This is a genomic window from Streptosporangium sp. NPDC000509 (assembly GCF_042898365.1).
Lineage (GTDB): Bacteria > Actinomycetota > Actinomycetes > Streptosporangiales > Streptosporangiaceae > Streptosporangium.
Genome location: NZ_JBIAYX010000025.1, coordinates 19,295 through 40,828, shown reverse-complemented (window position 1 = coordinate 40,828; position 21,534 = coordinate 19,295). Strand labels below are relative to the sequence as shown.

At 69.5% G+C, this 21,534-nt stretch carries 18 protein-coding genes; 4 read left to right on the top strand and 14 right to left on the bottom strand.

Translation table 11 applies throughout. The annotated features are described in order from the left end of the window. Window positions 1-3: 3 nt before the first annotated feature. The gene (locus ACFY3D_RS34750) at window positions 4-1,545 is read right to left on the bottom strand and encodes a polysaccharide lyase family 1 protein (RefSeq protein WP_389987722.1); all 1,542 of its coding nucleotides are present in this window, start codon (window positions 1,543-1,545) and stop codon (window positions 4-6) included. An 879-nt stretch (window positions 1,546-2,424) separates the two neighbouring features. On the opposite strand from ACFY3D_RS34750, the gene ACFY3D_RS34745 reads away from it, so the two are divergent. Beyond that, a complete protein-coding gene (locus tag ACFY3D_RS34745) occupies window positions 2,425-3,324 on the top strand; it encodes a hypothetical protein (RefSeq protein ID WP_389987719.1) in 900 nt (299 codons plus the stop codon). Between the two features lie 102 nt (window positions 3,325-3,426). On the opposite strand, the gene ACFY3D_RS34740 is transcribed toward ACFY3D_RS34745, so the two are convergent. Beyond that, window positions 3,427-4,443 (bottom strand): hypothetical protein, encoded by a 1,017-nt coding sequence (locus tag ACFY3D_RS34740; protein ID WP_389987716.1) that lies wholly within the window; start codon window positions 4,441-4,443, stop codon window positions 3,427-3,429. An 86-nt stretch (window positions 4,444-4,529) separates the two neighbouring features. Here ACFY3D_RS34740 and ACFY3D_RS34735 point away from each other — a divergent pair, with 86 nt between their 5' ends. Then, on the top strand, window positions 4,530-5,144 hold the full coding sequence (locus tag ACFY3D_RS34735) for a TetR/AcrR family transcriptional regulator (protein WP_389987713.1): 615 nt from the start codon (window positions 4,530-4,532) through the stop codon (window positions 5,142-5,144). A 71-nt stretch (window positions 5,145-5,215) separates the two neighbouring features. Here ACFY3D_RS34735 and ACFY3D_RS34730 read toward each other — a convergent pair whose 3' ends face one another. Then, window positions 5,216-5,677 (bottom strand): ATP-binding protein, encoded by a 462-nt coding sequence (locus ACFY3D_RS34730; RefSeq protein ID WP_389987710.1) that lies wholly within the window; start codon window positions 5,675-5,677, stop codon window positions 5,216-5,218. 109 nt (window positions 5,678-5,786) lie between these two features. Between ACFY3D_RS34730 and ACFY3D_RS34725 the strand changes: the two genes are divergently transcribed. Both ACFY3D_RS34725 and ACFY3D_RS34720 read left to right on the top strand, forming a co-directional pair. Further along, window positions 5,787-6,590, top strand: coding sequence for a helix-turn-helix domain-containing protein (locus tag ACFY3D_RS34725; protein ID WP_389987707.1), 804 nt, complete (start codon window positions 5,787-5,789; stop codon window positions 6,588-6,590). Further along, entirely contained in the window at window positions 6,581-6,799 is a 219-nt protein-coding gene (locus ACFY3D_RS34720; protein ID WP_389987704.1) for a DUF397 domain-containing protein, read from the top strand. Before ACFY3D_RS34725 ends, ACFY3D_RS34720 begins: the two co-directional genes overlap by 10 nt. 9 nt (window positions 6,800-6,808) lie before the next feature. Here ACFY3D_RS34720 and ACFY3D_RS34715 read toward each other — a convergent pair whose 3' ends face one another. From ACFY3D_RS34715 to ACFY3D_RS34665, 11 genes are all read right to left on the bottom strand, one after another. Next, on the bottom strand, window positions 6,809-9,121 hold the full coding sequence (locus ACFY3D_RS34715) for an FdhF/YdeP family oxidoreductase (protein ID WP_389987701.1): 2,313 nt from the start codon (window positions 9,119-9,121) through the stop codon (window positions 6,809-6,811). Window positions 9,122-9,152: 31 nt separating this feature from the next. Then, window positions 9,153-10,304 carry an aromatic ring-hydroxylating dioxygenase subunit alpha gene (locus ACFY3D_RS34710; RefSeq protein ID WP_389987698.1) on the bottom strand — a complete coding sequence of 384 codons (1,152 nt, stop codon included), beginning with the start codon at window positions 10,302-10,304 and terminating at the stop codon, window positions 9,153-9,155. A gap of 136 nt (window positions 10,305-10,440) precedes the next feature. Then, entirely contained in the window at window positions 10,441-10,788 is a 348-nt protein-coding gene (locus ACFY3D_RS34705) for a bifunctional 3-phenylpropionate/cinnamic acid dioxygenase ferredoxin subunit (RefSeq protein ID WP_362768763.1), read from the bottom strand. Window positions 10,789-10,940: 152 nt separating this feature from the next. Beyond that, window positions 10,941-11,678 carry a sulfite exporter TauE/SafE family protein gene (locus ACFY3D_RS34700; protein ID WP_389987694.1) on the bottom strand — a complete coding sequence of 246 codons (738 nt, stop codon included), beginning with the start codon at window positions 11,676-11,678 and terminating at the stop codon, window positions 10,941-10,943. Window positions 11,679-11,698: 20 nt separating this feature from the next. Beyond that, the gene (locus ACFY3D_RS34695; RefSeq protein ID WP_389987691.1) at window positions 11,699-12,970 is read right to left on the bottom strand and encodes a sensor histidine kinase; all 1,272 of its coding nucleotides are present in this window, start codon (window positions 12,968-12,970) and stop codon (window positions 11,699-11,701) included. Continuing rightward, window positions 12,967-13,656 (bottom strand): response regulator transcription factor, encoded by a 690-nt coding sequence (locus ACFY3D_RS34690; RefSeq protein WP_389987687.1) that lies wholly within the window; start codon window positions 13,654-13,656, stop codon window positions 12,967-12,969. The genes ACFY3D_RS34695 and ACFY3D_RS34690 overlap by 4 nt, the downstream gene beginning before the upstream one ends. 151 nt (window positions 13,657-13,807) lie before the next feature. Further along, the gene (locus tag ACFY3D_RS34685; protein WP_389987684.1) at window positions 13,808-15,148 is read right to left on the bottom strand and encodes a cation:proton antiporter; all 1,341 of its coding nucleotides are present in this window, start codon (window positions 15,146-15,148) and stop codon (window positions 13,808-13,810) included. Window positions 15,149-15,176: 28 nt separating this feature from the next. Next, window positions 15,177-16,763, bottom strand: a complete 1,587-nt coding sequence (locus ACFY3D_RS34680; RefSeq protein WP_389987681.1) for a cytochrome P450 — start codon at window positions 16,761-16,763, stop codon at window positions 15,177-15,179. Next, the gene (locus ACFY3D_RS34675; RefSeq protein ID WP_389987678.1) at window positions 16,754-17,938 is read right to left on the bottom strand and encodes an alpha-hydroxy acid oxidase; all 1,185 of its coding nucleotides are present in this window, start codon (window positions 17,936-17,938) and stop codon (window positions 16,754-16,756) included. The genes ACFY3D_RS34680 and ACFY3D_RS34675 overlap by 10 nt, the downstream gene beginning before the upstream one ends. Window positions 17,939-18,003: 65 nt before the next feature. Next, window positions 18,004-19,572, bottom strand: a complete 1,569-nt coding sequence (locus tag ACFY3D_RS34670; RefSeq protein ID WP_389987675.1) for an NAD(P)-binding domain-containing protein — start codon at window positions 19,570-19,572, stop codon at window positions 18,004-18,006. A 71-nt stretch (window positions 19,573-19,643) separates the two neighbouring features. Continuing rightward, window positions 19,644-21,218 carry a class I adenylate-forming enzyme family protein gene (locus ACFY3D_RS34665; RefSeq protein ID WP_389987672.1) on the bottom strand — a complete coding sequence of 525 codons (1,575 nt, stop codon included), beginning with the start codon at window positions 21,216-21,218 and terminating at the stop codon, window positions 19,644-19,646. Between the last annotated feature and the right edge of the window lie 316 nt (window positions 21,219-21,534).

Genomic DNA, 21,534 nt, shown 5'->3' with positions numbered 1-21,534 from the left:
TCTTTACGCGGCGTAGGTCTCGAACTCCGCGACCTGCGGCGTGGCGTTCGCGCCGGTGATCCTGAAGGTGATCTTGCTCAGCGAGGTGGCGGTGAAGGTGATGGTGCCCGCCCCGCTGCCGGACTTCAGCACGGCGCCGTTGGCGGGGTTGACGACCTGCCAGGACCCGATGGCGCCCGTGGCGCCCGACGCCTCACGGATGACGATTCTGGAGACCGTCTTGGCGGAACTCCACTTGATCGAGATGTCACCGGTCGACCCGGACGGCGACCAGTAGGTGCTCAGGTTGCCGTCGCGCACGTTGCCGTAGCTGGTCCCACCGCCCTTGCTGGAGCCGTCGGAATCGGCCCCGATGCTCAGGTTGGTCCCGCCGGACGGAGGGGTCGACGGCGTGACGGTGGGGGTGGGAGTGGGGTTGTTGGTCGGCGGCGGCGTCTGCGGTGAGCAGCTGCCATTCGACACCTTGATTCCCTTGTTGGCGCCCGCCGTCTGACTGACGATGCTCGGCACGCAGCTCGCCCCGTCGAGGGTGTAGGAGTACGGGACGCTGACGGTGGTGTTGGACTGCGGGTTGGGACCCGCCGGGTTGTTGTCGCCGCTGCGGCTGGACCAGGTCACGTTGTCGAAGATGTTGCCCGCGACCTGCCAGTAGCCGGCCTCACTGGTGTAGAAGGTGCCCAGGACGTCCTTGGAGTTCCTGAAGTAGTTGTTCTCCACCTTCGCGCGGGCCCCGGCCCGGGAGTTGATGCCGGACTCACGGAGGTTCACGTAGGAGTTGTTGTAGATGTGGGCCACGCCGCCACGCAGCAGAGGGGTGCGGGAGTCGATGTTCTCGTACAGGTTGTGGTGGAAGGTGATGAAGCCGTTTGAACGGTCGCTCTCGCTGGAGCCGATGAGCCCGCCGCGGCCCGAGTTGCGCAGGGTGCTGTAGGACAGGGTGACGTACTGGGTGTCGTCCTTCATGTCGAAGAGGCCGTCGAAGCCCTCCGACTCCCCGCCTGAGGCCTCCAGGGTGACGTGATCGACCCAGACGTTGCGGACACCGCTCTCCATGCCGATGGCGTCGCCGCCGTTGGACGTGGGCGAGCCCGACTTCTTCACGTTCCGGATGGTGACGTTCTGGATGATGATGTTGCGGGACTCGCGGATGTGGATGCCCAACTGGTCGAAGACGGCACCGTTGCCGACCCCGATGATCGTGACGTTGCTGATCTGCTTGAGCTCGATCACACCGGCGGCGGTGTTGCAGCTCCCGCCCGACACCTTGGTGGTGTTGCCGTGGTTGATGGTCCCCTCGACCTGGATGGTGATCGGGGTGCTGCTGCTGGCCCGGCCGCACAGTGCCGCGTGGATCGCGGTCCCCGTGGTGGCCCGCACCGTCTGCCCGCCCGCGCCGCCGGTGGTCCCGCCGTTGGCGGTCGCGTAACCGGTGGCGCTGCCGACCGCCGCCGACGCCTGGAACGTCGGCAGAACCACACCGACCGCGGCCACGGTGGCCGCCGCGGCCAGCGCCGCCTGGAGTCGCAACGCGACTGCTCGTCTCATCTTCGTCTCACTTTCGTCGCCGGGGAGGGGGCCCGCGAATCCATGCAGGTCGAATCCGTGCAGGTCGATACGGAAAGCGCTTTCCCATCGCTTGCACGATAACGTCGGCCGTCAAAAGGCGTCAATGGCGACGGTGAAAGCTGCAACAAAGCTGCACACGCACCTGTGAGCTCCGCGTAACGCGCCACCTCCACCCACCGGCCGAGGACGACCATGAGGCTCCAGAGGCCGACCGGGGATCGCGGCCCCATCCCTCGAACACCGAAGACCTCTATCTTTCCGAGATCGAATGATCCGCCCTCCCCGACGTATCCAGAGCGGTGGTTGTACGACCGGAATCGAGACGCGAATCCCCTGCCGCATCCGGCTGCGCAGCGGGAAAGGCCCCGACGCACACTCCAGAAGTTCGAACCTGACGTAAATCCCGGTTTCGTTCAAGAAAGAAACGGAGACGTTCGGTTCGTTCGGACAGGCATCGGCCCGAACGTCTCCGCCAGGAAGGATTGCATCCCGGAAAGGGCCGCCCCCTCCCCCTTTCGACTTCGGCGATTCGATGGCTGGGTCACGACAAGAGACGGGACTTCCCGACGAGGCGTCGACCCTTGGCAGGGGTGCCGCTATACCGCGATACCACCCCCAGGTCAACCCACCTCATGCGCGTTCCTCGCGAACCCCGGCCATTGGATTGACAGAGATTCGAAAAAGCCGCCGCGTCTCGATTATCGGCGAGCTCACAACGCTTTTATGGTCGATGACAAACCCTCGGCCCGTCGGCCCGAATTTTACGTGCAATAAAAAGTGTCATTAATATTGAAAGTCTGGTCACGGCGGCACACACTCGGCGTTGAGAAGGCCCACCCCCCAGCTTTTGGAGCCTCAATGGACCGAGCCGTAACCGGAATTCACGGGCGCAGAAAAACGACGCTCCGGCGCCTCGTATCCGCCGTCGTCGCGACCCTCGCCGTGGCATTCCTCTGTGTGCCGTCCGCCAACGCCCTCGCGCTGCCGACACCGAAGGATCTGACCGCCTTCCTCGACCTCGAATGCTTCAAGACCGACCCGTACCAGCCGCCCCCCACCACGCTCACGCTGCGGCACCTCAACCCGGTGCTCGGCAACCTGCCGACCGAGACCGTCACCCTCGGCCAGCGTGAGCAGTTGTGCGTCCCGGTCGCCAAGAACAACCAGGCGCCGCCGTCGCCCGCGCTCGACTTCATCAGGTTCATCGACCTGGCCTGCTACAAGATCTCCGGTGTCACCGTGAACACGGGTCTCGTGCTCAGCCACCTCAACCCGCTGTTCCAGGGCCTGCCGCGCACGCAGATCTCCATGACCACCCCGCAGCAGCTGTGCGTGCCGGTCATCAAGAACAACGCGGTCCCGCCCGCGGAGATCCTGGCGTTCGTCCGCCACATCGACCTCAAGTGCTACGCCATCACCCCCAACGTCTCGCTGAACCAGCAGCTGTCCCTGCGCCAGCTCAACCCCGTCCTGACGCCGATCATCCCCACGCACGGAGCTCAGATCCTCAACGCCCGCCAGCTGTGCGTCCCGGTGCAGAAGGCCGGCGACAACATCCCGGGCGAAGTGCTCAACATCGTCCGGTGGATCGACCTGGAGAAGTTCGACCTCGCCACCCCCGCCCTGCCCACGGTCTCGCTGACCCTGCGGCACATCAACCCCGTCCTCGCCGGTCTCCCCGCCGAGAAGGCCGTGCTCAGCGGCGCCAGCCAGATCGCCCTGCCCGTCGCCAAGAACGGCAACTTCCCACCGGGCTGACCCCCTGACCCGCAATCCCTGACACGGAGCCCTTCCGCCTGCACCGGTGGAGGGGCTCCCCCGTTACCCGGCCCCCGATAAGGCGGGGCGCGCCGAAGCCGTTCATCGATCACCCGGCACTTCGGCGAACGTGGCGCCGATCTCCGTCATCCGCTCGACCGCGTAGGCGGGGTCGATCAACGCCTCGGGGGTGTGCAGGCCCGGCGCCACGGCTTCGCCGCGCAGGCCGAGCAGTCGTTCGACACCGAGGGCGACGGCGAGCGCGGTCAGGTCGCGCTGCCCCTCCGGGTGGCGGAGACGGCGTCTCCTCCTGAGCGGCGCACCCCGGTGATCCTCTCCTTCGAGATCGATCCCGACCACGCTGGAGGCGGGCTCACCTCGGCGCCTGTTCTCTGCGGACTCGCCGACCGCGAACGCGAAGCGGACGTTCGGCGCGCCCGTCGCGAGGGCGAGACTCGGAACGTCGAGGGTGGCCATGATCTGGCCGGGCAGGACGGCGCCGTCGGCTCCGGAGACCTCCACCCGCGCGTCGGGACCGTCGACCCAGCTGAAGACACCGTCGCGGCGGACGAGACCCGCCGAGGTGGCGGCCGTCAGGCGTTCCATGTCCGCCGCCGCCGCGGGCCCGCCGATGTCCGGCTCGTCCAGCACGGCGCCGACCCGGATGGTGTCGATCCGGCCGAACTCCCTGGCGAGGTCCAGTGTCGCGAGGACGACGAGACCGGCGTACCAGTGGCTGGCCAGCAGGATCGGCGCGGCGCCGGCCCGCCGGCCGCCCGCGACGACCTCGGGGGCGATGTCCGTCAGACCACTGGAGAGGCTGACGTACGGCAGCCCTCGGTCCTGGGCGTAGCGCAGTCCGTTCAGGTGGCTGTCCCACAGTGCCGCGACGACCGCCGAGTGTTCATGGCCTGCGGGAAGGCCGAGGTCGTCGCGGCGCAGATCGACGGTCACCGCTGTCGCGTCGCCGAGGTCGTCGGCGACGCGCCGTGCGCGCTCCAGATCGCGGCCCGCGATCGTGAGCGGCAGCGTCGGATACCACCGGCGCAGGATGGCCGCGATCCCCGCGCCCGTCTGGCCGGACCCTCCCATGATCAGTACCGATTTCGCGTGCTCCATCGCATTCTCCTCTCGCGTCTCCGCTAACCTACATTTTGTAACCTACACTTTGTAGCCTAGGCTGGGCAGCAACGCAAGGGAGGACGATGGCCCCGGTATCGACCCGCCTGTCCAAGCAGGCCAGGCGGGAGCAGCTGCTCGACACCGCCCTGACGATCGTGCGCGACCAGGGCGCCGACGGCCTCACCCTGCTCACCCTCGCCGAAGCCGCCGGAGTGAGCAGGCCGATCGTCTACGACCACTTCGGCACCCGCCCCGGCCTGCTGCTCGCGCTCTACCAGCGGCTCGACGAACGCCACAGGACCGCGTCGGAGCAGGCGTTGCGGGAGGCCGAGCCCACCCTTCGCGAGACGGCGCGCGTCCTGAGCGACGCGTACTTCGTGTGCTCCACCGACATGCCGGAATGGAACGCCGTCTCCGCCGCGCTGAGGGGAAACCCACAGATGGAGGCGATCGAGCGCGAGATGTTCGACAGCTTCACGAACCTGATGGCCTCGGCGTTGCTGCCGTACTCCGACCTCACACCGGAGGCCCTCCGGCTGCGCTGCGTCGGCGCGCTGGGCGCGGCCGAGGCGATCGCCGCGGAGCTGAACCGGGGACGAACCATCGCCACCGACGCGGTCGCCGCGCTCACCGACCTGATCGTCGGCGGCATCGCAGTCGGGACCGGCCGATCGGCGACCGACGGTTCATCACGGTAGTCCCGCGGACCGATGGGAACTCCGCCAGCCCGTCGAGCAACGCGTACGGAAGCGGATGATTCCCCTCCGCCCTACGGCCAGGCGGCCAACTGGAACCAGACCGACTTGCCGTACGGGTTGAGGGTCCAGCCCCAGTTGTGGGAGAGGTCCTCGACGATGGCGAGACCACGGCCCGAGGCCTCCAGGTCGTCGGCCCGCCTCAGGCGCGGGACCGCGACGCACGCGTCGTAGACGTCCACGGTCAGCAACTCCTTCTCCTTACCGACCGTGACGCGGACGGGACTCATGGGAGAAACGTCCGACGAGCCGTACTCCAGCGCGTTGGTGACGAGTTCCGAGGCGAGGAGTTCGGCGATTTCCGGGATTTCTCCGGTCGCCTTCCAGTCGATGGCGACATCGCGCACGAACCGGCGGGCGGAGGCGACACTCGCCGGTTCACGCGGTATCCACTTCTCCCCCAGCGGAGAAAGTCCGGGATTCATCGCGTAGCGATATTCGGTCAGCGCCGCGCTCGCCTTGAGGGCCTCTTCCATGATTTTCTCTCTCCGTCTCGGATTTCGTATGTTCAGCCTGCCGAGACGTGGCTACTCTTGGTAGCCGAACGGTTACCAAGTCTGCTGGCTGGAGTTCATCGGCCTTTTGTTGAACTCCGACAAGGAGGGCATCATCTCCAATCTCTATACGCCTCAGGCGATCTGGGGCAGAGAGCTGCGCCACCACCGCAAGGCCGCGGGCCTCACCCAGAGCCAGCTCGCCGAGCGGATCCACTACAGCGAGTCCTTGATCAGCGGGATCGAGACGGGCCAGATCCCGTCCTGCCCGGATTTCGCCGAACGCTGCGACGAACTCCTCGAAACCGGAGGCCTCCTGTCCCGCCTCCTCGACTGGCGCAAGGGCCAGGTCTTCCCTTCCTGGTTTGGGAAGTGGCACGAAAAAGAACAGGTCGCGGTCACCCTCCGGACCTATCAACCTCTGGTGATCCCCGGCCTGCTCCAGACCGAGGCATACGCCCGCGTAGTGCTGCGTGGAGACGGGGCAGCGGTAGAGGCTCGCATGCACCGCCAGGCCATCCTTGTCCGCGAGGACCCACAACCTCCGACCTACCGATGTGTAATCGATGAAGGAGTTCTTCATCGACCAATCGGTGATCCCAAGACAATGAAAGGCCAGCTAGAGCACCTGATTTCAGTGATCAATCCACGACTGAGTGTTCAGGTGATCCCTCATGGCATGCATTCGGGCTTGATGGGCGGGTTCGTAATCGCGACTCTGGAAGGAGGAGACGACGTACTGTATGCAGAGACGGCCGTTCGAGGTCTCACCACAAGCGATCAGGAAGATATCGCAGCGGCCGTGGAACGTTTCGAGGCCATCCGCACCGAAGCGCTGCCACTAAACATGTCCATCGAACTCATACAAAGGACGGTAGAGGAAAAATGGACCTGAGCAACGCCACATGGGTCAAATCAAGCCTCTCCGGAGACAACGGCGGCGACTGCGTCGAGGTCGCGAGGCTCGAAGACAGCGCCAACCACTCCAACCTGATCGCCGTACGCGACTCCAAAGACCCCGACGGCCCCAAACTCCTCCTCACCCCCACCACATGGACCACCTTCCTCAACCACCTGAAAGCCGACAGGCTCACCATCGGCTGAGGTCGTGTGTCAGGAGCCGTCCGGGGACGGGGAGCGGCGGAGGAGTCTGATGACGACGCTTTTGGAGGTGGGGGTGTTGGAGGTCTCCGCGACCGAGTCGAGGGGCACCAGGACGTTGGTCTCGGGGAAGTAGGCGGCGCAGCAGCCGCGGGCGGTGGGGTAGGCGACGGCGCGGAAGCCCTCGGCCCTGCGTTCGCCGTCGGGCCACTCGCTGACCAGGTCCACCATGTCGCCGTCGGCCAGGCCCCGCTCGGCGAGGTCGTCGGCGTGGACGAAGACGACCCGGCGGCCGTTGCGGATGCCCCGGTAGCGGTCGTCCATGCCGTAGATCGTGGTGTTGTACTGGTCGTGGCTGCGGACCGTCTGCAGCAGCAGCCGCCCCGGTGGGACCCGCAGCACCTCCAGGGGGTTGACGGTGAAGTTCGCCTTTCCGGTCGCGGTCGGGAAGCGGCGCTCGTCGCGGGGCGCGTTGGGCAGGGCGAAGCCGTCCGGGAGGCGGGCGCGGGCGTTGAAGTCCTCGAAGCCGGGGATCACCCGGGAGATGTGGTCGCGGATCACGTTGTAGTCGGCCGCGAACCGGTCCCAGGGCACGTGCGGGTCGGCGCCGAACAGTTCCTTCGCCAGGCGGCAGACGATGTCGACCTCGGAGAGCAGGTCGCCGGAGGCGGGCGGCAGGTTGCCCCGCGAGGCGTGGACGAGGCCCATGGAGTCTTCGACCGTGACGAAGCGGCCCGCGCCGCCGTCGGGCGCGGCGTCGCGTTCGGTGCGTCCCAGGGTGGGCAGGATGAGCGCCTCCCGCCCGCACACCGCGTGGGAGCGGTTGAGCTTGGTCGACACCTGAACGGTGAGCCGGGCCCGGCGCATCGCCTCCTCGGTCACCGCCGTGTCGGGGGTCGCGGCCACGAAGTTGCCGCCCATCGCGACGAAGACCTTCGCCTGCTCGGAACGCAGGGCGCGGATCGCCTCCACGGTGTCGAAGCCGTGCTCTCGGGGCGGCTCGAAGCCGAACTCGTCGCGCAGGGCGTCGAGGAACCACGCCGGAGGTCTCTCGTTGATGCCCATGGTGCGGTCGCCCTGGACGTTGGAGTGGCCCCGGACCGGGCACACGCCCGCTCCCGGACGGCCCACGTTGCCGCGCAGCAGCAGGAAGTTGACGACCTCCCTGATGGTGGCGACGGAGTTCTTGTGCTGGGTGAGCCCCATCGCCCAGCAGACGATGACCGACTTCGCGCCGAGCACCTCCCGTACGGCGTCCTCGACGGCCGGGCGGTCCAGCCCGGTCGCCTCCTCGACCTCGGCCCAGTCCAGGGAGCGCAGGTCCTCGGCCCACTTGTCGAAGCCGTGGGTGTGGGTGTCGACGAAGTCGCGGTCGACCACGGTGCCGGGGGCGGCGTCCTCGGCTTCGAGCAGGAGCAGCGACATCGCCTGGAAGAGCGCGAGGTCGCCGTTGAGGCGGATCTGCAGGAACCGGTCGGCCAGCGTGGTGCCCTTGCCCACCAGCCCGGAGGCCCGCTGCGGGTTCTTGAAGCGGAGCAGCCCGGCCTCGGGCAGCGGGTTGACCGCGATGATCCTGGCGCCGCCGCGCTTGGCCCGCTCCAGCGCCGACAGCATGCGCGGGTGGTTGGTGCCGGGGTTCTGACCGACCACGAAGACGAGGTCGGCCCGGTGCAGGTCCTCCAGCGAGACCGTGCCCTTGCCGATGCCGAGGGTCTCGTTGAGCGCCGAGCCGCTGGACTCGTGGCACATGTTGGAGCAGTCGGGCAGGTTGTTGGTGCCGAACCTGCGCACCAGGAGCTGGTAGGCGAACGCGGCCTCGTTCGAGGTGCGGCCCGAGGTGTAGAAGAGCGCCTCGTCGGGGCTGTCGAGGGCGCGCAGCTCGCGGGCGACGATGGCGAACGCGTCGTCCCAGGTCACCGGCACGTAGTGGTCGGAGTTCTCGGGGCGGTGCATCGGCTCGGTGAGCCGTCCCTGCTGGCCGAGCCAGTAGTCGGTGTGCCTGGCCAGGTCGTCCACGGTGTGCCTGGCGAAGAAGTCGCGGGTGACCCTGCGGACGGTGGCCTCCTCGGCCACCGCCTTGGCGCCGTTCTCGCAGAACTCGGCGGGGCTGCGGTGCCCGCCCTCGGGCCAGGCGCAGCCGGGGCAGTCGAAGCCGTCCTTCTGGTTGATCACGGCGAGGGTGCGCAGGGTGCGGCCGACGCCCATCTGGGCGTTCGCGGCCCGCAGTGACCGGGTCACCCCGGGGATGCCGGCGGCCCACTCCTTGGGCGGGCCGACCTCGATGGCGTCCTCGTTGACGTCGTCGCGCGGAGCCTTTTTGGCCATCCTCGCGCCTCCTTCCGGCCGGGTCAGCACACTATAGGCGCTCGCCCGGTCCCTGGCCGGACCCGGTCCCCAGTCTGTCGAGCACCCAGTCGTGGAAGGCCCCGATGTGGTGCTCGCTGGGCACCAGGACCCCACCTTGAGCGTACGCCCGGGAGTTCATCGCGGGCTGGCACCTCTCGCAGGCCTCGAAGTCCTGCACGTTGACGCGGTGGAAGAGCTCGACGGACGGGCCCAGGTCCCTGCCCGAGTCCACGACGTCGCCCACGAAGAGCCAGTCGCACTCCACGATCGTCCGGTCGGCCGCCAGCGGGAACATCCGGTGCAGGATCACGTGGTCGGGCACGAGGTTGACGAAGACCTGCGGTTTGATGGTGATCGCGTAGTAGCGGCGGTCCTGGTCCTCGCCGATCCCCGGGATGCGGTCGACGCCCTCGGAGCCGTCGACGGTGAACCCCCGGATCTCCTCGCCGAACTCGGCCCCGTGCCCGACGAAGGACTGCGCCGCGTACCCGTCGGCGAACTCCGGCAGCACCTCGGTGAGCTCGGGGTGGATGGTGGCGCAGTGGTAGCACTCCATGAAGTTCTCGACGATGAGCTTCCAGTTCGCCTTCACGTCGTAGACGATCCTGCGGCCCACCCGGAGGTTGGCGATGTCGTAGTTCTCGATGGACCTCTCGTCGCCCAGCCGGTGCGTCGCCTCGGCGATCACGTCCGCCTCGAACGACGGCGGCTCGTCGGCCAGGCACACCCACACGTACCCGATCCACTCGCGCACGTGCACGTTGATCAGCCCGTACTCCACCCGGTCGATGTCGGGCATCCTGGTGAGGTTCGGCGCGGCGATCAGCTTGCCGTCGAGGTCGTAGGTCCACGCGTGGTACGGGCACTGGAAGGACCGTTTGACCTCGCCGGACTCCTCGGTGCGTATCCGGGCGCCCCGGTGGCGGCACACGTTGAGGAAGGCCCGGATCGAGCCGTCTCTGGCCCGGGTGACGAGGACGCTCTCGCGGCCCACCTGGACGGTCCTGAAGGCTCCGGGTTTGCCGAGGTCGGACGCGCGGGCGACGCAGAACCACATCGTCTCGAAGACGCGGGCCTGCTCTGAGGCGAAGATGTTCTCGTCGGTGTAGTAGCCGCCCGGCAGGGTGGCGATCACGCTGGGGGGCAGGCTTCTCGCGGTCACGATCGCTCCTCTTCACGCGGTGCTCGCGTCTTCACGGTGCTCGCTTTTTCTGCATGGCCCTCGGGGCGGCACCCTCGCCTACGCGGTGCTCGCGTTCTCACGCGGCGCCCCGGCCTACGCGTTCTCGCGCGATCTTTTACGCGGTGCTCGTGCGGACGCCGGGCGGCAGGTTCGGCGGCTCGGAGGAGGGGATGACGTAGACGGTGTCGTCCTCGACCACCACCCGGTGGGTGCGCAGGGGCAGCTTGGCGGGAGGAGAGTTCGGCCGTCCCGTCCTCAGGTCGAAACTCGACGAGTGCAGGGGGCACTCGATCTCGCAGCCCTCCAGCCACCCGTCGGACAGGGAGGCGTCCTGGTGGGTGCAGGTGTCGTCCACGGCGTAGATCTCGCCGTCCTCGGTGTGGAAGACGGCGATCGGCGGGTCGACGTCGAGCCGGTGGGCCTCACCCGGTGGAAGAGCCGCGAGGGGACAGGCAGGGATCATCGCAACAAACCCCGGTTTCGTAAGGCGGAACAGGCAGCGCTATACGCAACAGCGTGACCTCAGGGAATCCCGATGTCAAGGGTCGTCCCAGAGCTTCGGCGGCCGGGTTCACCCTGGTGACCGGCACGTCACGTCACCGTCACACGAAGGGCTCACGCGTAGGCGTCGAGGCCGAGTTTGATCGCGACGATCAGGCCGCAGGTGGCGGTGCCGAGCCGGAGCGCGCGGCCGGGCAGGCGGCGGGCGAGCGGCGGCCCGAGCAGGCCGCCCAGGAAGAATCCCAGCGCGAGCGGCGCCACCGCCGACCACTGCACCGGGCCGAAGAGGGCGAAGCCGATCGTGGCCACCGCGTTCGCCAGCGAGGACACGACGGACTTGATCGCGTTGACCCTGACCGGCGCCTGGTCGAGCACGGCCGAGAGCACCGCGAACATGAGGATCCCGCCCGCGGCACCGAAGTAGCCGATGTAGACCGCGACGACGAAGAGCGCGGCGCGCGCCGTCCATCCGTTCTCGTCCCCGAAGCCTCCCTCCGCTCTGGGCGGGCGGACCAGCAGCAGCGAGGCGACCGCGATCAGCCACGGCGCGATCGCCTCGAACGTGTCGGAAGGGGTCATCAGCAGCAGCGCCGACCCCACCGCCCCGCCGATCAGGGTCATCACGCCGAGCCGCAGGACCCTGCCGCCCTGCCCGGCGAGCTCGGGTCTCGAACCGAGCGCCGCACCCACGCCGTGGAAGGTGAGCGCCACCGTGTTCGTGACGTTCGCGGTCAGCGGCGGCAGGCCGAACGCGAGCAGCGCCGGGTAGGAGACGATCGACGCCAGGCTCACCACCGTGCCGACCACCCCGGCCAGCGTCCCGGCGCCCAACAGTCCCAGCATCTCGGCCATGTCCACGGGGTCACAGCCAATCACACGCCCACGCGCGACGTGCCCGGGCCCCCCAGCCCCACCTCCTTGTCGGTCGGTACGGGGTCCGCGGGGAGCAGGACGGTGAACACCGCCCCGGCTCCCGGGTGCCCGTCCGCGGTGACGGTCCCGCCGTGGCCGTCCACCACCTCTCGGACGAGGGCGAGACCGAGACCCAGGCCCCCGCTGCGGGACCCGCCGACGAACCGGGTGAAGAGACGTTCGGCGTCGCGGGGGTCGAAGCCCGCGCCGTCGTCGCGGACGTCGAGCCTGACCGTCTCCGGGTCGCCGGAGAGGACCACCCAGATGTGACCGCCCGCCCGGGTGTGGGTGAGCGCGTTGTCCAGGAGCGCGGAGATCACCCTGCGCAGCGCGGACTGCGCCCCGCGCACGACGTGGCCGCCCGGCCCCTGGCACCGTACCTCGATCGTCACGCCGCGCGCCTGGGCACGGGCCGTCTCGGCCAGGACGAGCTCCTCGGCCAGCGCGGCGAGGTCGACCGGACCGAAAGGCTTGCGCAGCTGCCCGAACTGGGCCGTCAGCAGCAGGTCCTCGACCACGTCGCCCAGCTGCCGGGTGCCGTTCACCAGCTGGTCGACCTCGGCCGCGGCGAGGAGCGGGTCGGTCTCCCGCCGCAACCCGCGGGCGACGATCTGGGCGCGGACGTGCAGGCGGGTGAGCGGGGTACGCAGCTCGTGGCTGACGTCCGCGGCAAATTGGCGCTGGCGGGCCAGGGCCTCGCCCAGCGGCGCGATCGCCCTTCGGGCGACGACCTGACCGATCATCAACGCGGCCAGCAGGCCGGTGAGCTCGGCGACGGCGAGTGTGCGCAGCAACCGGCGCCGCTCGGCGGCCTGGTAGCGAAGGTCCATCGCCGCCTGGACCGTCACGTCACCACGCCGCTGGGTGCGGATGAGATAGGACTGCCCGGCGAGCTCGACCTGGGCGACCTGGGGCTCGCCTCCGGCCGCGACCCGGTGCAGCGCGGTGCGCACCGGCAGCACCGTCGGTGCGCCGGGAGAGCTCAGCACGGCGCCGTCCCGCAGTTCGAACAGCCAGACGCAGGGCGGGGGCTGCGACAGGGGGGCGCGCTGAGCCGCGACGGTGAGGTCACGCCGCGCGGAGTCCTCCTGGTCGCTCACGATGACGCAGTACGCCAGCCATCCGACGAGCACCAGCATCACGGAGATCGCGCCCGCCACCTGCGCGGTGATCCGGCGGCGGGCCCGGGCCAGCAGGTGGCGCTCCGGCTCGTGGGGCGGACGCCTTCTCACAGCCCGCCCAGGCGGTATCCCACGCCTCGCACGGTGCGTACGACGTCCGCCCCCAGCTTGGCGCGCAGATAGTAGACGTAGGTGTCCACGATCGACTCCGTCCGGGCGCCGTCGAAGACGCGATGGCGCAGCGAGGCGCGCGTGTGCACCTGCCGCGGCCGGGTCGCCAGTGCGCACAGCAGCCGGCACTCCTGCCCCGACAGCGTCACCTGCCCACCGGTCGGCAGCTCCACGACGTGGGACTCGGGGTCCAGCCAGCCCGCGCCGAGCGGCAGCAGCCTGGCGTGGTCGAGGTTCCTGCGGTGCAGCGCCCGCACCCTCGCCAGCAGCTCCTCGATCTCGAATGGTTTGACCAAGTAGTCCTCGGCGCCCGCGTCGAGCCCGGTGACCCGGTCGGCGACCGTGCCGAAGGCGCTCAGCACGAGCACCGGCACGGTGACGGCCCGCCGTCGCAGCCGGGTCAGCAACTCGATGCCGTCGACCGCCGGCAGGCCCCGGTCGACGATCATCACGTCGTAGGGGCGGCTCAGGCCCAGGTGCAGGCCGCGCTGTCCCTCCAGGGCCAGGTCGACCCTGTATCCCTGCTCGGTGAACAATCCGAACAGCATGGACCCGAGCTCGCGGTCGTCCTCGACGAGGAGCAACCGGCCAGCGGACGGGCTGGATATCGCCGATGTCGCAGCCACGAAGCAACCGTAGACATTCCTCCCACCGAATTGCCAGTTTTCCTGAAATTGTTGAAACTTACATGACAATGCCCGCAGCGTGTTCAGATGATCACAAAGCGATATTTATCATGCATTCGGGGCATTCAACGCATCTGAGCTATTCGGACGGTCACGAGGAAAGAGATTTCTCGACCTGTTCCTCCGAGGAGCGCGGATCACGGTCGGCGGGCACGGATCCGTGGGCGCGTTCGTGGCGCTCCGGCAGTGCCAGTTTGTACAGCGGCATGGCTCCCGCGGTGGTGACGATGGCCACCAGCACGAGAATGGCGAAGAGCTCCTCGGTGATCATGCCCTGTGCCAGGCCGATGTTGATGAAAATGAGGATCATCAGCCCTCGCGCGTTCATGAGCGCCCCCACCGCGTAGGACTCGCGCCAGCCGAATCCCAGTGCCCTCATCGACAACGAGCAGCCGAAGTACTTCCCGCAGAAACCCGCGGCGAGGATCGCGGCGAACGCCAGGAGCATGGGACCGCCGGCGATGCCGTCGAGATGGGTGTTCAGCCCGGAGAAGGCGAAGAAGACCGGCAGTAGCAGCGTCGAGACGACGTCCATCATGCGGCCGTGCAGCGCCTGGCGGAACGCCGGGTCGCGGGGCATCGCCAGCCCGGCGATGAAACCGCCGAAGACCGCGTAGACCCCGATCCAGTCGGTGAGCCAGCCCGCGGTGAGAGGGACGATGACGACGACGTACATCGCGCCGGGGCCGATTCTTCCGGTCCGCGCGACGCTCTCGCCCAGGGGCCGCAGCAGCGGCGCGACCACCTTCAGCATCACCACCGCGAACAGCGCCGCCAGGGCGATGGTGCGCAGCGCGTCGCCGGTCCCCGCGTTGAGGTGCATCGCCGACAGCACGGCGAGGATGCACCAGGCGAGGGCGTCGTCGATGGAGGCCGCCACCAGGGTGAGCCTTCCGAGGGGGGAGTTCTCCAGCCCTCGCTCGTACAGGATCCTGGCCAGCATGGGGAACGCGGTCAGCGAGAGCGCTCCCCCGACGAACAGGGCGAACTCCCACCGGCTGACGTCGGGGCGCGAGAGCATCTCCCACAGGAGCAGGCCGACGCAGGAGCCGAGGACGAGGGCGGGGACGATGCCGGCGAGCGCCAGCGTCGCCGCCCGGCGGCCCTGACCGGGCTCCTCCGCGCCGTGCCCGAGCCCGGCCCCCACCAGGAACATGTACAGCGTCAGCCCGATGGTGCTCAACACGTACAGGACCGGTCTGACCTCGGCGGGGAACACGGCCGCCTGCGCCTCGGGGAACAACTGGCCGAACAGCGTCGGGCCGAGGAGGACGCCGGCGACCATCTCGCCGAGGACGCGCGGCTGCATCATCATGAGCGCCAGCCGGCCGCATATCGCCGCGGCCAGCAGGATGACGACCAGCGCGGGCAGGACCTTGAGGATCAGTTCGAGGTTCGGGTCACCGGCGGTGACCTGTGCCAGGGTGGGCATACCGTTTCTCCGCTCGTGGTCCGGGTGATCATCTGCTTTCTGCGGCGGCCAGGCGGTCGGCCTCCGCGAAGTGGCGCTCACACAGCCGTTGCTCGCGCGCGTCCCAGACCATGTAGGTGCCGAGGACGAGTTGCACCAGGCTGCGCCAGACGTCCTCCCAGCGGTCGCGGAACCGCACGAACACCAGCGTCGCCCGATGGGCCGCCCCCCTTCGGGCGCCCCTCGGAACGAGCAGGCACGGTCCCCGGTTGGGCATCGAGCGGGTGTGGGAGGCGGAGGTGTCGAGGGCGTACGCGCGCAGGACCTCCCGCACCGCGACCCGCATGGTGATCGGCGCCAGCCGCCAGGCGGGGCAGGGACGGTTCGCGGCGATGCCGAACGGGATGTGGTTGAGCTCCCGGACCGCGGGCCGGTCCGGGCGGGCACGGCCCGAGACGGGACAGCCGGGGACCGGGCGGTCCGGGGCGGGGCCGCTCCCGTCTGAGTGGCCCGGCCGGTCGCCCCGCCCCGAGCGGTCCGGCTGAACGCCTCGCTCTGAGCGGTCCGGCCGGCCGCCTCGGCCCGGACGGTCCGGTTCCGGAGGGGCCTGACCTGAGCGGTCCAGGTGCGAGTAGTTCGCGTGCGAGCGGTCCGTGGCGAAACGGCCGGGGTCGAAACGATCGGGATCGGAGAAGCCCTCGCGGTGGAAGGCGGGATAGTCGAAGCACAGTACCGAGCCGGTCGGGATCGTCGTGCGCTCGTCGAGGGAGATGTCGCCGGTGGTGACACGGTGGGCGACGCCGAAGAGCGGGTAGCGCCGCAGCGTCTCGGAGATGACGCGGTCGAGGTGGCGATCGTCGCCCGCGAGCACCTCGGCCTGGATCTCCGGGTGCTGGGCGAGGACCATCAGCAGGTGGGCCGTCGCCTCCGACATCTGGACGACCGCGGTGTTGAAGAAGGTCCCCTGCAGATAGAGGGCCTGCTCCCTGGCCGACAGCCCCGCGGGGAGCCGGTCTCGCACCCGGGGAAGCAGGCCGGTGAGATACCGGGTCAGCCGGTCGCGCCGGTCCATGTGCCGCAGCCCGCAGCACTTGAGCGCGGTGACGACGTCGTCCGCGTTGGCCACGATCAGGTCGCGCGCCGTCGGCGGGCACGGCTCACCGAAGACGAGTTCGTAGTAGAACTCCGCCCAGACCGGCATCATCAGGTCGCGCAGCCGGACCAGTCCGCCCGCGTCTCGCAGCGTCCGGGCGACGCAGCGTCGGGTGAGCTCCTCGGCCGCCACGCGCGGCACGGAGAGGAAGCCGCGCGTGGCACGGGCGACCGCGTCGTAGCGCTCTCCCTCCTCAAGGTGTTCCTGGTGCAGCTCGGCGCCGGGCGAGAGCCAGTACCAGAACAGGTCCGACAGCGCGGCCCCCCTGCTGCGGCCGTTCGCGGCCGGGTGGGAGTAGATCTCCCTGAACCTCTCGACGCCGACCAGGTCCCCGGGGACGGTGATCCCCTCCTCCCCGTTGATCCGGGCGAAGACCCGCGTCCGCAACGCCACCACCTTGGCCGGGAGCCATCGGGGCAGGCTCAGCACGGCGACGGCACCGGCCGCGATCACCGCCGCCCTGACCGGCGCGGTCACCGGCATGACCGTCGCACCATGCCCGGATCGAGGTCGTGGACCGACGCGCAGCCGCACAGGGTGAGCGCGTGCTCGACCTCCGAGCGGAGCAGGTCGAGCACGCGGGTCACGCCGCGCTCGCCGTCCGCGGCCAGACCCCAGATCACCGGACGGCCGACCGCGACCGCGCCGGCGCCCAGCGCCATCGCCTTCAGCACGTCGGTGCCGCGCCGTACGCCTCCGTCCATCAGCACCGGGACGGTCCCGCCGACGGCGGCCACGATCTCCGGCAGCAGGTCGACGGCGGCCGGGACCGTGTCGAGCTGGCGGCCGCCGTGGTTGGACACCATCAGCCCCGAGACCCCGTGGTCGAGCGCGAGGCGCGCGTCGGCGGGGTGCGCGACCCCTTTGAGGACGATCGGGAGCGCCGTCATCTCCCTGAGCCGGTCGATGTGCTCCCAGGAGATCTCCGGCGACATGACGATCGGCCGTACCCGCCCGCCGTCGCGCAGGTTCTCGCAGGCCATCCCCTCCGGCAGGTCGTGGAAGCCGTGCTGCCGCTCCCGGTCCCGCAGGCCACGGGCCGGTGAGTCCACCGTGACGACCAGCGCCCGGCACCCGGCCGCCTCGGCGCGCCGCACGAGCGTCTCGGTGAAGGCCATGTCCGGCTGGACGTAGAGCTGGAACCACAGGGTGGCCTCCGGCGCCGCCGCGGCCACCTCTCCGACGGCGACGGTGGAGGCCATGCTCACGATCATGATCGTCCCGGCGCGGGCCGCCGCCCGCGCGGTGGCCCGCTCACCCTCGGGGTCGGCGAGCCGGTGGAACGCGGTCGGCGCCACCAGCACGGGCATCGCCGCCCGGCCGCCGGGCAGGGTGATGTCGGTCCCGGGCCTCCCCGCGCCGCGCAGCACCCGAGGCACCAGGGAGAGCCTGTCGAACGCGGCCTCGTTCGCCCGTACGGTGACCTCGTCCCCCGCGCCGCCCGCGAAGTAGTCGTAGTGCTCGGGGGCGAGGCGCGCACGGGCCGCGGCCTCGAACTCGCGCGGGGTCCACGGGTCCGCCGGGGTCGTCGGGGTCACAGTCGACCGTGTGCTCCCGTCCGCCAGGGGCGGGAGGCGCTCATCCGCCACGTCCGGCGCCCTCGCGTCCGCCGCGTGCGGGACCACGTCCGGCACGTGCGGGAATGGATCACCCGCCATGTCCGTCCTCCCCACGCCCATCAGGTGCATCAGGTGCGGGACCATGTCCGGCGTCCTCACGTCCGTCACGCCGGTACCGAGGCGGTCTGGCGGGCGAAGAACGCGCGGAGCGGTTCGACATGGACCTCCCGGGAGGTCCACTCGTTCTCCAGGTTCTCGGTGACATGGTGGACGGCGGGCGGCGCGCCGGCCCTGTGGTGGCGCACGACCGGGTGCAGATAGTGCCCCTCGGCGGCGCGCTCGGCGTCGTTCTGCCGGATCCGGCCCACCCCGATGTCGAACGGATCGACCTTGTCGTGCTCGGGCCCGTACTCCAAGGTGATCGTGAAGTGGCCGCCGTCGCCGATCGGCGGACCCTCCAGGTCGACCGGCAGCTCCTCCATGTAGCGCGCCCCGCCCTGGCCGTCGAGGACGATGACGTCGCCCAGCAGCCCGAACTGCTGCCACAGCGCCGAACTGCGGTTGACCCGTTCGAGCACCGCCTCCGCGAGCGCCTCCGGTTCGGCCGGGAGCTCACGGCCGGGCCACGGGGCATCGTGGTACCTGTTCTCCAGGACGCGGTGCAGTGCCCGGGTGCCGTACCGGAAGCCGTGGATGAACCCGCTGGTGCCGCGCTTGAAGTCGCGGGACTGCGTCAGGGTCCCCGCGAAGTAGAGGCCGGGCACGTTGACCGACTCGTAGGAGGGGGTGAGCGCGGGAAACCTGTCGTTGATCATCAGGTCCGGGCGGCACTCGTCGGAGAAGATCGAGGCGTCGATCCGGAAGCCGGTGCAGACGATGACCCTGTCGTACGGGATGTCCTTGGTGACCTCGTCGGCGCGGACGAAGCTCACCGTCACCAGGTACGAGCCGTCGGCCTGGCGCTCGATCCGCTTGACGTCACCGTCCAGCAGCGCGTTCTGGGACTTGAGCTGGTAGGTGTCGAGGAAGTTGTTGTTGACCGCGCGCAGGTTCCCGACGAAGTGGGTGCGCCACGCCATCCGGACGGAGTTCGGCCCGGAGACGTGGATCACTGCGGCCGTCTCGACCAGGCTGTCGGCCGTCTCGAACGCCGAGTTGCCCTTGCCGATGACGAGCACCCGCTGGTTTATGTATTCGGACGGGTCGGTGGAGACGGTGCCGTAGGGTTCGGCCGTCTCGATGCCCGGTATCGGCGGGATGTTGGACCGGCTGACCCCGGTCGCGACGACCAGCCGTCTGGCCTCGTAGGTCCGGCCGCGCTCGTCGGTCACCAGGAAGTGGCCGTTGCCGGAGGCGCGGGTGACCTGGGTGACGCGGGCGTCGTAGGTGACGCGCAGGTCGCAGGCGGCGGCGAAGTCGGCGAGATAGCGGACCATGTCGTCGGCGTGCGGGAAGTAGCGGTCGCTGTAGCGGGTGAACAGCAGGCCGGGGTCGTCCGACAGCAGCGAGTTCCAGTCCATCCGGAGGTTAAGCTCGGGATCGTCGGAACCGGTGTACTTCTTGTTGATCGAGATGAGCTGGCGGTGGCGCGGGAAGGTCTGGAAGAACGTGCCCGGCGTGGGGCCCGCCTCCAGGATCAGATAGTTCCGTCCCGCCTTGGCGAGAAGGTATCCCAGCTGCAGCCCCGCGGGTCCTGCACCGATCACCACGTAGTCCAGGGCATTGTCCGGCACGTACAACCTCCGTCACAGCGATCTGGTCGAACGGACGCCATCAGTGTTGGCGGGCAATTCTCAGAGAAGGATCAGAGAGCCCGCCGGTCGAGCAGGTCCAGCAGCGCGCGCTTGTCGGGCTTGCCGCTCGCGGCGACCGGGACGGAGGACAGCGTCGTGATCGTCCAGGGGACGCTGTTCTCGCCGAGTTCGTCACCCACCAGCGCGGCCAGCGCGTCGCAGTCGGGGACCCGGCCCTCGGCCGGCACGATGAACGCGTGGACCGCCTCTCCCGTCACCTCGTCCGGGGCCCCGGCCACGTACGCCTCGGCGACGTCGGGGTGGCCGGCCAGCACCCGCTCGATGGGCCCCGCGTACACCACCATCGCGTTGACCAGGATCACGTCGCGGGTACGGCCGACGAGGTGCAGGAAACCCTTCTCGTCCAGGTTGCCGAGGTCCCGGGTGCGCACCCAGCCGTCCCGCAGGGTGTCACCGGTCTCCTTCGGATCCTCCCAGTACCCCGACATCAGGTACGGAGTGCGCACGTAGATCTCACCGGTGCGCCCCGCGGCCATCTCGCGGTCTTCCTCGTCGCGCACGCTGATCTCGACACCCGAGTACGGTCGGCCGACCGAGGGCAGGGCGTAGGCCGGGAACGCGGCGATGTCCGCGGGAGTGAGCACCGAGATCAAGCCCACCTCGGTCTGCCCGTACCCCTGGTAGACCACGGGCCCGAGCCGGTCCACCGCCTCCGCCAGCCGCCCGGGGCCGATCGGTGATCCGGCCACCATCAGCGCGCGCAGGGAGCCGACGTCGACCGGTTCGTCCCTGAGCAGGTCGAGCATCTGGTACAGCCGGGGCACGGTCACGATGGAGCCGGTGATCCGGTGGCGTTCGATCGCGTACGGGAACAGGGGCTTGCCGTCGTCCTCGGGGATCACCGCGGTGCCCCCGCCCAGCAGGCACAGCCCCAGGAAGTCCAGGACCACCATGCTGGAAATGGTGCCGAACAGCAGGTAGCGCTCGAAGGCTCCCGCGAGCTCGTTCGTGAGCGGGGACCACACGCGGGGCTGCCACGACCAGTGCTCGCCGAGCGCGCGGTAGGTGATCGCGCAGCCTTTGGGGCGGCCGGTGCTGCCGCTGGTGAAGCTCAGGGCGGCCACGTCGTCCGGATGCGCCGCGGCGACGAGGGGTCGCTTCTCGTCGGCACCGGTGTCGGCGAGCAGGTCGATCGCCGCGAGGACGGAACGGCCGCCCGGCTCGGGGCACGGCCCGAGCGAGAGCAGCCTGAGGGGTCCTGCGGCCCCGAGCAGATCCGGCGTCACGGTGGACCGGTCGACGAGGAGGGCGTCGACTCCCATCCCGAGCACATGGGCGAGCTGGGCCGCCGGGTAGCCGGGCCGGACTCCCACCACCCGGCAGCCCAGGGTGTAGGCGGCGATGTGGGAGGCGAACGCCTCGGGGGTGACGCCCGTGCTGACGGCGACGGCCTTGCCCGGGCCCAGCCCGGCATCGAGCATCGCCCCCGCCAGCCGCCGGATGATCTCCAGTAGCTCACCTCGCGAGACGATCCTGTCCCCCTGCTCGAAGGCCGGGGCGCCGGGCGAGTTCCGCAGCGCTTCGAGAAGGGGGTACGGGAACGGCGGCTCGGCGGGAACACTCATGCTCGGCTCCTCTGGTCTCACGCGGGTCACCGCGGCGTCTTCGCGATTCCGGATCTCTCCGGGATCTTCGCCGGGGTTCTTCCGGGGGCGTTTCCCGGACCCTCGCGGGTCCCTGCGGTGGCTTTCCGCCCCCTGAGGCGGCATGCCGTCGTACGGTCGGCATGCCGCCCATCACGAAGCTAGACAGCGCAGATCAGAGAATCATCAGAGCCTTCGCCCGCCGGTCTCCGGTCTCCGGTCTCCGGTCTCCGGTCTCCGGTCTCCGGTCTCCGGTCTCCGGTCTCCGGTCTCCGGTCTCCGGTCTCCGGTCTCCGGT

Coding starts and splice junctions, on each gene's coding strand:
- ACFY3D_RS34750 (WP_389987722.1), bottom strand. CDS start 1,545: ATGAGACGAGCAGTCGCGTTGCGACTCCAGGCGGCGCTGGCCGCGGCG.
- ACFY3D_RS34745 (WP_389987719.1), top strand. CDS start 2,425: ATGGACCGAGCCGTAACCGGAATTCACGGGCGCAGAAAAACGACGCTC.
- ACFY3D_RS34740 (WP_389987716.1), bottom strand. CDS start 4,443: ATGGAGCACGCGAAATCGGTACTGATCATGGGAGGGTCCGGCCAGACG.
- ACFY3D_RS34735 (WP_389987713.1), top strand. CDS start 4,530: ATGGCCCCGGTATCGACCCGCCTGTCCAAGCAGGCCAGGCGGGAGCAG.
- ACFY3D_RS34730 (WP_389987710.1), bottom strand. CDS start 5,677: ATGGAAGAGGCCCTCAAGGCGAGCGCGGCGCTGACCGAATATCGCTAC.
- ACFY3D_RS34720 (WP_389987704.1), top strand. CDS start 6,581: ATGGACCTGAGCAACGCCACATGGGTCAAATCAAGCCTCTCCGGAGAC.
- ACFY3D_RS34715 (WP_389987701.1), bottom strand. CDS start 9,121: ATGGCCAAAAAGGCTCCGCGCGACGACGTCAACGAGGACGCCATCGAG.
- ACFY3D_RS34705 (WP_362768763.1), bottom strand. CDS start 10,788: ATGATCCCTGCCTGTCCCCTCGCGGCTCTTCCACCGGGTGAGGCCCAC.
- ACFY3D_RS34700 (WP_389987694.1), bottom strand. CDS start 11,678: ATGGCCGAGATGCTGGGACTGTTGGGCGCCGGGACGCTGGCCGGGGTG.
- ACFY3D_RS34685 (WP_389987684.1), bottom strand. CDS start 15,148: ATGCCCACCCTGGCACAGGTCACCGCCGGTGACCCGAACCTCGAACTG.
- ACFY3D_RS34680 (WP_389987681.1), bottom strand. CDS start 16,763: ATGCCGGTGACCGCGCCGGTCAGGGCGGCGGTGATCGCGGCCGGTGCC.
- ACFY3D_RS34675 (WP_389987678.1), bottom strand. CDS start 17,938: ATGGCGGGTGATCCATTCCCGCACGTGCCGGACGTGGTCCCGCACGCG.
- ACFY3D_RS34665 (WP_389987672.1), bottom strand. CDS start 21,218: ATGAGTGTTCCCGCCGAGCCGCCGTTCCCGTACCCCCTTCTCGAAGCG.